Source organism: Amycolatopsis umgeniensis (assembly GCF_014205155.1).
GTDB lineage: Bacteria > Actinomycetota > Actinomycetes > Mycobacteriales > Pseudonocardiaceae > Amycolatopsis > Amycolatopsis umgeniensis.
The window spans coordinates 6,471,348-6,483,431 of the sequence record NZ_JACHMX010000001.1 but is presented as its reverse complement, the minus strand read 5'-3'; the positions used below and the strand labels follow the sequence as shown (position 1 = coordinate 6,483,431).

The following is a 12,084-nucleotide window of genomic DNA, read 5'->3' as shown; positions in this document are numbered from 1 at the left end:
TCCTCGCAGACCGTGCCGGACCGATCCGGCTCGGTGATTGTTTTCCGATTACCCGCGTCCGTTCAGACTAGCGCGGCGGCGCTCGGGGAAAACGTTCACCCGGCGGCCGTCGCGCCTTCATGAAAACCGGTAACCCCTTCACCACATCGAGGCGATTCACCGGATGTGCCCAGGGGGAATTCACACCGTTCGAATCCGCGATTCCAGCTGGTCCAGACCGGCGACGAGACCATCCGATGGCGACTGCTCGGCGGCAACAACGTGTCGCTGGGCTCGGCCCCCGACGACTATCCGCGAGCTGAGGAATGCCTCGTCGCGATCACCTGGCTCAACGCGCACATAGCCGAGCTGACCAGCGATTTCAGTCATCTCAGCGGGGGTCGCTGGCGATGGCGCCTGCACACCGGCGACCGGATCGTCGCGATCGCCAGCCATGCCTACGGACGCCGTATCGAGGCGCAACGCGGACTCGACCGGTTCCGGTCGGCCACCACCGAAGCGGCCATCGGGGAAGGGATCGAGACCATAGCCGATTGGCGCCGGAAATACCGCCGTGATTCCGGCGGGCATTCACAGAATCGTTCTCCGTGACGGCTGATCACGGAAAGTGCGTTCCCCGGAGATTAACCACCATGACGTCGGGCGGGAACGCGAAGCACCGCAGCCGGACAGTGTTGCGGAGCGAGGATTGATGGCAAGTCACGGAATCCCGTGACGACTTGGGGACTAGAGAAAGAGTGCAAACAAGATGCGTGCTCGTACCACTCGGTTTCTCGGCGCCACCGCCATCGCCGCTTGTGCCTGCCTCACCCTGACCGGCACCGCCTCGGCGGTCGCCCCGGCCAACGGCCTCGAAGACGTCCTTGCCGCGGCGGGCTCGGACACCACCGTCGACATCACCGGCGCGATCCTGGCCAACGCCAACGGCGCCGCCTGGAACAGCGATCCCGACAACCACGTCAACATCCCGCCGCTGCTCGCCCCGGGCGCGACCTTCACGGTTCCGGGTGACCTGTACGCCGACGAGGTCGTCTACAACACCACGACCACCCTGCCGCCGAACGGCTCGTCCCAGGGCAAGGCCGCGCTCAAGGCTTCGGGCGACGCGGCCGACGGCAAGATCGACATCGCGCGTTCGTCGTCGCCCCGCGGCTCGTCCGACCCCGCGTCGTTCGAGTACTACGCCTTCGCGACCGACGGTGTCACCTGGTCCTCTTCGGCGACCGGCTCGGGCGCGGGCCTGACCCTGTCGCTCGCGCAGCTGCGCGGCATCTACGACGGCTCCATCACCAACTGGAACCAGGTCGGGGGCGCCAACGCCGCCATCGTCGTCTACCTGCCCCAGACCGGCTCCGGCACGCTGAGCTTCTTCACCACCACCGTCCTCGGCTTCGACCCCACCACCAAGCCGGTCACCATCAAGCGGTTCCAGGAGCACGACGGCAACTCCATCGCGGCCGCCGACCGCGCCCGGGCGATCGCGCCGTTCTCCATCGCGCAGTGGATCGCGCAGGGCAACACGGTCGTCGCCGACAAGCGTGCGGGCTTCACCGTCAACCCGCTGACCGGCGCCGGCTTCAACGGTTCCCCGGTCTCCGGTTCCGCCGGCAACTACACCCCGGCCTTCACCACGGCGTTCCTCGGTTCGCGCAGCGTCTACAACGTGCTCGACACCCGGACCCCGAGCTACGACCAGGCCCAGCGCGCCGTCGGTTTCGCCGCCGGTGACACGGCCGCGACCGCCAGCCCGCTGTGCGGTGGCCAGCTCGCCACCACCATCAAGCGGTTCGGCTTCCTGACCATCTCGGGCCCGAACGGCCTGTCCTGCGTCAAGTCCTGACCCCTCCTAGCGCGTGAAGGCCCCCTTCCCTCGGCCACGGTTTCAAGTGACCAGCCGAGGGAAGGGGGCCTTCACGCGGAGCGGGGTTCTACTTCTTGGGGGCGACACCCAGTGCGGCGAGCGCCGGGTCCGTCATGATCACGCCCGCGCCGGTGACCGGGTCGAAGCCCGGGGCACCGAGGTCGATCGCGGTCGACACCAGGGCGCTCCTGATCTCGGCCGGGGTCGCGGCGGGCTTGCCCTGCTTCAGCAGCGCGGCGATGGCGGCGGCGCTCGGCGCGGCGGCCGAGGTCCCGAAGAACGGCTGGAAGCCGGTCACCGAGGTCGCGACGCCGTCGGCGGCGGTGATGTCCGGCTTGTTCCGGATCGCGCCACCGGTCGAGGACACGTTGCCGGGCGTGATGACCGAACCGTCCGGGTTGTAGAACTGCTTGCGGCGACCGTCCGAAGTGAACCGCTCCCACTTGCTGGCCGCGGTGAACAGGCCGGGGAACGGACCGGCCGGGTTCGCCGGGTCACCGGTCTCGAGCGCGCGGCCGAAGGCACCGGCTGCCGGGGCGGCCGCGACGCTGAAGGCGTTGGCTGCCGCCGAGTGACCGGAGGTGACACCGTTGGTGCTGAAGGCTTTCAGCGATCCCGAGGTGACGAAGCGGCCGCGGATGACGTTGAGCGCGATGAACCGGTCGGAGCCGCTGTACTTGACCGCGGCGACCTTGAAGCCCGAGCCGCTGGCCGGGACCTGGGCGATCTCGTACGGGTTCTGGGTGCCGTTCTGCGTGCCCTCGCTGGAGGCGACGACCGAACCGGACGAGTTCAGGACGAACAGGTCGTAGTCGCTGGTGGCCTTGCCCCACGGGTCGGACCAGAACAGGGTGACGTAGCGGCCGACCGAGTTCGGCGAAAGCGCGTTGTACAGCTGGGTCGTGGCGCTCGGGTCGAAGTCGTGCGGCGTGCCGGTGACCCCGGGGATCTTGCTGCTGGAGCCGCGGAAGTCACCCTCGTAGTAGCCGCTGGTGCCGTCGGTCAGGTTGCCCGAGTTGCCCGCGGAGGAGAAGTAGAGCACGCCCGCCGCGGTCACGTCGTTGACGGCCTGCGCGACCGGGCCGTCCTGGAACGGCGACTCGTCGAAATAGGACACGTCGTCGACGATGATCGTGCACTTGCCGGTGGTGCGCAGCGCGCGGATGTTGTCGGCGAAGCTCTGCTCGCTGGTGAACGCGGTCGCGAAACCGAGCGCGGCGCCGGGAGCCATGTCGTGGATGATCTCGAGCATCGCGGTGCCCTCGTCACCGCTGCCCGCCTGACCGGGGAGAACGTCGACGGCGGGCAGCTCGCCCGCGGTCTGGGACGCCTGGAGCGACTTGATGCCGTCCGAGAGGACACAGACCTTCTGGCCCGCGCCGTTGACGCCGTACTTCGTGCGGGCGGTGTCGTTGCCGTGCGCCTTGTCGCCCTCGGCGACCTGCACCGCGGCGGCGGCCTGCGTCGCCGTGGCCTTGCGGCGTTCCTGCGGCGCGGACTCGTTCCAGGTCATCGCCTGGGAGGCGGCCCTGACCTCGGTGACGTCCCCGCGGCCGGCGATCGCGTCGACGGCGTTCAGCGGGAGGTCCGCGCGGATCGCGCCGGTCGGCGAGGCGTAGCGAACGTTTCCGCCCGCCGCCTTGACCGCGTCCACCAGGGACTGTCCGGCGCCCTTGATGTCCACCGCGACGGTGCCGGCGTCGCTGACGCCCAGCCCTGTCCGGTACTCGGGCAGCTTGCCGGCCAGACCCTTGTCGGCACGCAGGCGCTTCTCGACGACGAGCTGGCTCGACTGCTTGCGCTCGGCAGGAGTGAGGCTCTTCTTGATGCTCTGCAGCGCGGAGATCCCGGTCTGCGTCCGCACCTCTTCCGAGGCCTGCGCCCCGGAAACCGCGGTCGACAGCAGCAAAGCGCCGACCGCGACCGGAACCGAGTACGTGGCTACCCGGTTGAATCTGCTCATCGAACTCTCCCTGTTTTTCACGACACAGCCCGCTACAGGAATCCCTTCGGCTGCCCGAATGGATTACCCCTGAACGGGTGTAATGGGGAGAATCTAAAGAGCTCTCAGTGAGGAGTCCACCGACCAAAGTCGGTAAGGGGGAAGATCCAAAACGTGAGACGGATTTCGAGTCCGAAAAGACCGAAATCTTTCCCGGAGCTAAGCCCAGGCGGGAAACAGTCGCCAAAGCGCCAAAGCCGCCAGCGACGCCAGGGTGAGCAGGACCGGCCCGGTGATGACGTAGGTGGAAACGGGTCGCCATCGGCGGTAGAGGAAAGTCGCCCCGGCAGCCGCCGCCACGAAACCGCCGAAAGCCAGCACGAGCTCTGCCCACGCGGCGCTGTCCCCGGTCCGGCCGTCCTGCGCGTCCGCCTTGCCGTTCTGCGGGGTCGGCCGGAACGGCTTGCCCTCCAGCACCGCCGTCACCACGGTCGCTTCCTCCGAGGCCAACGGCCACCAGGACGCCGACGTCACCAGGGTCAGCCGGTCGTTCTCGGTCTTGCCGTAGTCCGCCCCCTCGTCGAGCGGGCGGGTGGCCTTCGCGGTCACGCGGTAGACGGACTTGCCCTGGGTCGTCGCGACGACGATCTCGTCGCCGGATTCGAGGGCGTCCAGCGAACCGAACGGACCGCCGTAACCCGCGTTGCGTGCCGCGATCGCGGCATTGCCCGGCTGGCCCAGCCCGGCGGTTCCCGGCACATGGCCGGGCCCGGAAGCGGTTTCCCCGCTCGACGCGCCTTCGATGACGACCTGCTGCAGCTTCAGCGAGGGGATCTCCAGTACGGCGACCGGTTTGCCGAACTCGACCGGTTTGGTGGGCGGAGCGGCGCCGAAGAGACTCTGGCTGGCACCCAGCGCCAACGCGATCTCGCCGCGGATCTCCCCCAGTGCCTTCCGCTGGTCGCTCGACTGCAGCATCGGTCCCAGCGCGTAGACGACCAGCGCCAGCGCCACCAGCGTGGTGACCAGCCAGGCGAAGAGCACGGCGCCGATCCAGCCCGGACCGAAGCTCAGGAACCGGGTCTCCGGTCCGGGCGCCGCCTGCCTGTCTTCGACGTAGGTGCTCACGCCGCCCCACCAGCCGAGTTGCGCCGCAGGAGACCGAAGAGCATGGCGAACGCGGCGCCGATCTCGGCCAGCGCCACGACCAGCCACCTCGGCACCGGGCGCCCGGCGGCGACGTACGCCGTCGCGGACGGGAGCGTCGCGAGGATCACCAGGGCCACCAACGGGATGAGGGCACCCAGCACCCCCGCCCCCGCGAACTTCGGGATGTCGATCGACTCGGCGAGGTTCTTGGCGGCCAGCACACTCTCCGGGGTGGGGGTGGCCGCGGGGGCGGGCCCGGTGGCGGCGGCCGTCCCCGACGTCCCGGCCGTCGAACCCGGTCCGCCGGAGGGACCGGTCAACGAGGAGTTGGCGACCGGCGTGGCACCGCTACCGCCCGCGGGCGGCGGATTCTTCGCTTCTTCCCGTTCCTGACAGGCGTCCTTGACCGTTCCGGTACCGATCTTCGCCGCCCGCACGGGTGCGGCGGCGGCCAGACCGGGACTCAACGGGGTCATCCCCGGCGGGAGCAGTGCCTGCCCGTAGCCGGCCGCCATGTCGGCGACTGCCTTGAGCTGCGCTTGCTTCGCGGTCATCGGTTTGCAGGTGGCGTCGATCAACGGATTGACCGGCGCCGCCAGGTACTCCACGAAGGTCAGCGGGTACGCGCCGTCCTTGGTCACGGTGCCGGGCTGCACGGTCCCGTCCGCGCCGACCGTCATCGAATCGGCCGCCAGCTGCAGGCTTTCCTTGGTCGGCGCGACGAAGTTCCCCTTGCCGTCCGGGAGCGCGACCGGCGCCCAGCCGTAGGCCCTCGCCGTCGCGAGATCGGTGATCACCCAGCTCATACAGCCGCCGGTGCAGACGAATCCCGTGCCGACGACACCGTTCTGCACGGTTTTGCGCACGGCGAGCTGACCGGTTTTCGCGTCGACGTTGTGCAGGGAGAGTGCGCCGGGATCGAGGACGTTCAGATCGGAGATCACCCCCGGTGATTTCCCGTCCAGCTCGCCGAAGTACTTCTCCCCCTTCTTCGGGAAGACCCAGGCCGTCGGCGCGGCCACGGCGAGGGCCTTGCTCAAGGTGAGCGGCACGGTGCCCGGTCCGGATTCCCCGGTCACCCCGAAGAAGTCCAGGCTTTCGGCGCCGGCCCGGGCGCTGGCCGCGTTCGTCTCGTTCTCCCTCGTGACCGCGGCGAGCCCGGGGTTGCGGCCGACCAGCGGGGAGCCGTTCCTGAAGATGCCGCCCCGGCCGTCCAGATCGGGTTGCTGGCCGCCCTTGGTGAGCATGTTCGCCACTTCGTCGTGGGTGAACCGCAGGGTGCCGTTGAACTTCGCGTTGAGCGAGTTCCCGTTGTCGTCGCTGTCGGTCGGCGACCACCCGACCGCGGCCACGACCGCCGCGTTGATCCCGACCGGGATGTACTGCCGGTCGCGCACGGTCTGGCTCGCGAGCGTGCTCCCGCTGCCGGTGATGACGAGATCGGAGGTGCCCTTGTCGAAAGCGGTCAGTCCGGCGTTCTCCGTCTCGCTCACGATGTTCGCCGGCTGCTCGGCCTGGGTGGGCGCGCAGAGAGCCTGGTTCCAAGCGACCGCGGCCCGCCCCAGCCTTTCGGGCATGCTGGCGCTGATCGTGTTCTGACCGGCGCCCTTGCACCCCTTGACGCCGATCTCCTGCTGCGTCGGGGTGAATTCGATCGAACTGTCGATCCAGGTCACGAAAGCGCCGTCCGCGTTCTTCGCGGTGATCGTGACCGCGACCGAACAGGGATTCCGCTCATCGCAGCGGAAGGAGTACTTCCTGCGGGTCTTGGCGCCGGTCGCCGGGTCGACGACGTCGGGATTGTCCGCCCAGGAAACCGCCGGAGGCTTGTCCGCCTGACCTTCGGCGTTTTTGTTGAAGGTGGTGTACTGCGGATCCCAGATAATCGGTTTCGGGGTGGAAGCACCGAGGGGGATCTGGGTGTCGATGACGATATCGCCGGTTCTGCTGCTCCGGCGTCCCGTAGCGCTGTCCATATGCGCCGGATTCGCGATGAACTCGTCCTTCAATTCCCCGCAATAGGCCTTGACCCGCGCGCTGACGGTGTTGTCCCGCGCCCACGGCGGTTTACCGGCCACCTTGATCAGATTGTCCGGGAGGACCTTCGGGCAGACTTTCAGGGACGCCTGGGCACCGCTCGCCAATCCCGACACCGTGATCCGCACCGGGTCGCCGTTGCGGGCCGCCGTCAGCTCCGCGGGCTCGGTTTTGAGTGTGTAGGGCGGGTTCGCCGGCGCTTGCGCCTGTGCCGCGGGGACGGACACTCCCGTGACCATCAGCACCCCGCAGATCAGCAAGATCCCGACTTGTCTCGCACGGACGAAGAACACGGACGACTCCCAAGGTGCGCGGGCATACGGCGGAGAGCGGGACTCGTTGGAGAACCTCGCCGAAACCAACGTCCCCGAGTCGCCCGTTCGGGGTCAACCGTCCCCGGACCCGCCCCGGCACAGATTCACACGCGCCCCGTCGGGCGTTCTCCGCATGGACACCTTTCGCGGTATCGGGCCGCACATACTGGCCGCATCGAGGGGCGACGTGGTGTGCCCTCAATTCCCTTGCTCACCGAGACGAAGGAAGGCCGCTCGTGACCGTCGCGCCACCCCGGCCCGACCCGTCCCCACCGGGAGCACCGGTGCGGCGGGCGATCACCGAAGTCCTTTCCCGGGCCGACCGGGCGTTCCGCCGGGTCACCACCGGCGCCGGGCTGACCATGCTGGGCATCCTCCTGGTCATCGGCTTCTTCCTGGTGTATCGGTCCGGACCAGCCTTCGAGAACAGCGGATTCGGCTTCTTCGGCACCATCCGGTTCGATCCGGCCTCCGGCGTACTCGGTGTCCTGGGCCTGCTCTACGGCACGGTGGTGGTCGCGCTCATCGCCGTCCTGATCGCCGTCCCGCTGAGCATCCTCGCGGCGCTGTTCATCACCGAGTACTCCAGCGGACGGGTCCGCGGCTTCCTCACCGGCCTCGTCGACCTGCTCGCCGCCATCCCCAGCCTGCTGTACGGCCTGTGGGGATTCAGCTTCCTCGGACCGCAGATCGTGCCGGTTTCGCAGTGGCTGACCGAGAACCTCGGCTGGTTCCCGCCGTTCGCGGCCAAGGAGAACACGCTGTACATCCAGTCCATGTTCATCGCCGGACTGGTGGTCTCCCTGATGGTCCTCCCGATCACGACCTCGGTGATCCGCGAGGTGTTCGCGCAGACCCCGCCCGGTGAAAAGGAAGCGGCGCTCGCTCTGGGCAGCACCCGCTGGGGCATGGTCAAAACCGTCATGCTGCCGTTCGGCCGGGGCGGGATCATCGGCGGTTCGATGCTCGGACTCGGCCGCGCGCTCGGCGAGACGATCGCCGTTTCCCTGCTGCTGCCCCAGGTTCCGGAGATCGCGCAACACGTCCTGCAGTTCGGCGGCGCGACCATCTCCGGGTTCATCGCGAACAACTCGGGCGCGTCCGGGCTCTATCTGTCCGGGCTGATGGCCGCGGGCCTGGTGCTGTTCCTCTTCACGCTGGCCACGAACTTCACCGCGTCCGTGATCATCTCGAAGAGCCGGTCCGGTGCGGGAGTGGATGCCTGATGACCACGACACTCACTCCCCCGGTCACGTCAGGCCCGCGCAAACTCGTCAAACGCCGTCCGTCGGAGACCACCCGCCACGACAGGCTGGCGGCGCTCGGCTGCGCGGTGTCGGCCACGTTGCTCACCTGGTTCGTCATGCACCTGCTGCTGGAATCCCCCGGCTGGCTGGCGGATCTGATCGTCGCCTACCTGCTGTACCTGGCGATGCTCTACCTGGTCACGCGAGACCGGCTGGGCAAGCTGGCCGCGTCGGACCGGATCGTCTCGACCATCGTGGTCTCCGGAGCGCTCACGCTGCTCGTCCCGTTGCTGTTCCTGTTGACCTACATCGTGATCGAGGGCGCGCCCTACCTGCGCCTGGGTTTCTTCACCCACGACATGTCCGAGGTCGCGCCGACCGATCCGGTCACCGCGACCGGCGGGCTGCACGCGGTGGTCGGCACCCTCCAGCAGACCGCGCTGACCCTGGTGTTCGTCGTCCCGCTGGGCCTGCTCACCGCGATCTTCCTCAACGAGACCCGGTCCCGGTTCCGCCGCCCGGTGCGGATCATGGTCGACGCGATGAGCGGTCTCCCGTCCATCGTGGCCGGTCTGTTCATCTACGCGGCGCTGATCATCCCCGGTATCCAGGCGGGCGTGGGATTGTTCAGCTACAACGGTTTGATGGCCACACTGGCGTTGACGATGGTCATGCTGCCGACGGTGACGCGGACCGTGGACGTGGTGCTCCGGCTGGTGCCCGACGGCCTGCGCGAGGCGTCGCTGGCGCTCGGCGCGAGCCGGGCCCGGACGGTGTGGTCGGTGGTCCTGCCCACCGCGCGGACCGGTGTCACCACCGCCGTCATCCTCGGCATCGCCAGGGTGGCGGGGGAAACGGCACCGCTGCTGTTCACCTCGTTCGGCTCGCTCGCGATGAACGCCAACCCGTTCTCCGCTCCACAGGAGAGCATCCCGCTGTTCATCTACCGCTTCATCAAGCAGCCGCTGGAGAACGTCCAGCAGCGCGGCTACGTCGGCGCGCTCGTGCTGATCCTGCTCATCTTCAGCCTGTTCGCGATCGCCAGGTTCGTCGGTCGTGATCGTTCGAAGCGCAAGGCCAAGAGTTCGAAGAAGACCTTGAGAACACAGGAGAACCGGTGACCGACACCACCGAACTGTCCGATGTGGACATCAGCAGGCCTCAGGTCACCTTGACCGGCGGTCCCCCGCCCGGTGCGGCCACGCTCGAGTCGCGGGAGATCGGCGCCTGGTTCGGCGACAGGCTGGTCCTCGAAGGCGTGTCGTTGCGGATGCCCGCCAAGGAGGTGACCGCGCTGATCGGCCCGTCGGGCTGCGGCAAGTCGACTTTCCTGCGCATCCTCAACCGGATGCACGAACTCGTGCCGTCGGCGTCCCTGACCGGCGAAGTCCTGCTGGACGGCCAGGACATCTACGCCGACGGAACCCGGCCCCAGCAGGTCCGGCTGCGCATCGGCATGGTGTTCCAGAAGCCGAACCCGTTCCCGGCGATGTCCATCCGGGACAACGTGCTCGCCGGGCTCAAACTCGCCGGTGTCAAATGCGACGACAAGAACGCGCTCGTGGAACAGAGTCTCGAGCGCGCCGGATTGTGGCGCGAGGTCCGCGACCGGCTGAGCTCCCCCGGCGGCGCCCTGTCCGGCGGACAGCAGCAGCGGCTCTGCATCGCCCGCTCTCTCGCGGTCCAGCCGAACGTGCTCCTGATGGACGAGCCGTGCTCCGCCCTCGACCCGACGTCCACCCGGCGGATCGAGCAGACGATCGCCGAGATCGGGCATGAGGTGACCGTCGTGATCGTCACGCACAACATGCAGCAGGCACAACGGGTTTCGGATCATTGCGCGTTCTTCCTCGCGGCCGAGAACGAACCCGGCCGGGTGATCGAACACGGTCCGACGGACACGATCTTCAACGCGCCTTCGGATGAACGCACCTTCGACTACGTGAACGGGCGATTCGGATGACGGCGAGCAGACTGGTCACGCTGGGCGGGGTCTCGGCGCTGCTGCTGGCGGTCTCGCTGGCCGGCGCGCCCGGTGCGGCGGCGCTCAGCAGGGTCACCGGCTCCGGGTCCAGCTATGTCGGCGTCGCGATGACGGACTGGCAGAACGGCGCGACGTCACGCGGTATCCCGGTGAACTATTCGGCCACCAACTCACCTGCCGGGGTCAACCAGTACGGCGACCGGACGGTCGACTTCGGCGGGACCGAAGCCGAGGTTTCCTCGCTCCTCGCGGCGGGCGGTGGCGGGGTGACCGCGCAGACCCGCGGCTACCAGTACGTCCCGGACGTCGCCGGCGCCGTCGCCGTCATGTACAACGTGACCGACCAGGCCGGGAAGCGGGTCGACTACCTGCACCTGACCCGCGAAGTGATCGGCCGCATCTTCAGCCGGGACATCACCCGCTGGAGCGATCCGGCGATCACCGCGACCAACGGCGGGAAGTCGTTGCCGGACCAGCCCATCACGCTGGTCGGGCGAACCGGGCAGTCCGGGACGACGGCGCTGTTCTACGACTTCATCGCGTATGCGGCGCCCGACGCGTACCAGCGCTTCGTCTCCCGCAATGTCGGCAACGGGATGGGGAGCCTGCCCTCCGGGGTGCGCCCGATCCAGCTGCCCGAGCGCGGACCGGACGCCGACTGGTACCGGCTGCTCGCGGACTCGGACCAGATCGCGCAGGCCATCGGCAAAGCGACCATCCCGTTCTCCATCGCCTACGACGAATTCGCCTACGCGCAACGTCACAACGTGCCGTCGGCGTGGGTGCAGAACGGCGCCGGTCAGTACACCCAGCCTTACGCGGAGAACATCGCGTCCGCGCTGAAGTTCGCGGAACTCCGCCCGGACCTCAGCCAGAAACTCGACAAGGTCTACTCGAACGCCGACCCGAAGACGTACCCGATTTCGGCGTATTCCTACATCATGATGCCCTGCACGACCGGCCGGGACACCTGCCGCGGCGGCTACGGCGATCAGGGCAAGACCGACACGATGACAGCGTTCCTCGAACACGTCGCCTGCGACGGCCAGATCAACATGGCCCGGATCGGCTATTCGCCACTGCCGCCGAACCTGTCGCAGGAGATCATGCACTCCAATTCACGGCTCACGGGGCAGCCGCCGAAACAGCTGAACGCGGGCAACTGCGGCAACCCGACCTTCCGCGGCAGCCTCGGGGCGGGCGCCAGCAGTCCGCCCGACCCGCTGGTGACCGCCGGGATCCTGAACCCGAACGGCAAACCCAAGGCCGGTCCCGGGGCCGGGGGTCCCAGCGCTTCCGCCGGTCCCAGCGCGGGTCCGGCCAGTGGCGACAAGACCGCGACCGCGACAGCGGGCCCCGACGAAGAGTCCGCGGGCGGCGGCTCGAAGAACTGGCGAGAGGCCGCACCCGCGGCCTACGACGAAGGCGGCTTGGGCGGCTTCGGGGGCTGGGCGGCGCTGGTGTTGTTCGTGGCGATCGTGGCACCGTTGGTGGTGCGCGGGGTGATCCGCAAGCTGCGGAGGACCTGAGGCAGGCTTCGGTAGGTGAGC

The 12,084-nt window shown here is 68.4% G+C and carries 9 protein-coding genes; 6 read left to right on the top strand and 3 right to left on the bottom strand.

All coding sequences use genetic code 11. The features are described 5' to 3' along the window. Positions 1 to 165: 165 nt before the first annotated feature. Together HDA45_RS30315 and HDA45_RS30310 are read left to right on the top strand one after the other, a co-directional pair. On the top strand, positions 166 to 591 hold the full coding sequence (locus tag HDA45_RS30315; protein ID WP_184901058.1) for a YegP family protein: 426 nt from the start codon (positions 166 to 168) through the stop codon (positions 589 to 591). Positions 592 to 748: 157 nt separating this feature from the next. Beyond that, a complete protein-coding gene (locus HDA45_RS30310; protein ID WP_184901056.1) occupies positions 749 to 1,840 on the top strand; it encodes a substrate-binding domain-containing protein in 1,092 nt (363 codons plus the stop codon). Positions 1,841 to 1,928: 88 nt separating this feature from the next. On the opposite strand, the gene HDA45_RS30305 is transcribed toward HDA45_RS30310, so the two are convergent. From HDA45_RS30305 to HDA45_RS30295, 3 genes are all read right to left on the bottom strand, one after another. Further along, entirely contained in the window at positions 1,929 to 3,824 is a 1,896-nt protein-coding gene (locus HDA45_RS30305; RefSeq protein WP_184901054.1) for a S8 family serine peptidase, read from the bottom strand. Between the two features lie 198 nt (positions 3,825 to 4,022). Beyond that, entirely contained in the window at positions 4,023 to 4,931 is a 909-nt protein-coding gene (locus tag HDA45_RS30300; RefSeq protein ID WP_184901052.1) for a sortase domain-containing protein, read from the bottom strand. Continuing rightward, on the bottom strand, positions 4,928 to 7,282 hold the full coding sequence (locus HDA45_RS30295) for a hypothetical protein (RefSeq protein ID WP_184901050.1): 2,355 nt from the start codon (positions 7,280 to 7,282) through the stop codon (positions 4,928 to 4,930). The genes HDA45_RS30300 and HDA45_RS30295 overlap by 4 nt, the downstream gene beginning before the upstream one ends. Positions 7,283 to 7,539: 257 nt before the next feature. Here HDA45_RS30295 and pstC point away from each other — a divergent pair, with 257 nt between their 5' ends. From pstC to HDA45_RS30275, 4 genes are read left to right on the top strand one after another with little or no spacing between them, the layout of a single operon-like run. Next, positions 7,540 to 8,529 (top strand): phosphate ABC transporter permease subunit PstC, encoded by a 990-nt coding sequence (gene pstC, locus HDA45_RS30290; RefSeq protein WP_184901048.1) that lies wholly within the window; start codon positions 7,540 to 7,542, stop codon positions 8,527 to 8,529. Beyond that, positions 8,529 to 9,671, top strand: a complete 1,143-nt coding sequence (gene pstA, locus HDA45_RS30285; RefSeq protein WP_184901046.1) for a phosphate ABC transporter permease PstA — start codon at positions 8,529 to 8,531, stop codon at positions 9,669 to 9,671. The genes pstC and pstA overlap by 1 nt, the downstream gene beginning before the upstream one ends. Positions 9,672 to 9,700: 29 nt before the next feature. Beyond that, positions 9,701 to 10,513: a phosphate ABC transporter ATP-binding protein gene (locus HDA45_RS30280; RefSeq protein WP_378317541.1), complete on the top strand. Its 813-nt coding sequence runs from the start codon at positions 9,701 to 9,703 to the stop codon at positions 10,511 to 10,513. Beyond that, positions 10,510 to 12,063: a substrate-binding domain-containing protein gene (locus tag HDA45_RS30275; protein WP_184901042.1), complete on the top strand. Its 1,554-nt coding sequence runs from the start codon at positions 10,510 to 10,512 to the stop codon at positions 12,061 to 12,063. The genes HDA45_RS30280 and HDA45_RS30275 overlap by 4 nt, the downstream gene beginning before the upstream one ends. The last annotated feature ends 21 nt before the right edge of the window (positions 12,064 to 12,084 follow it).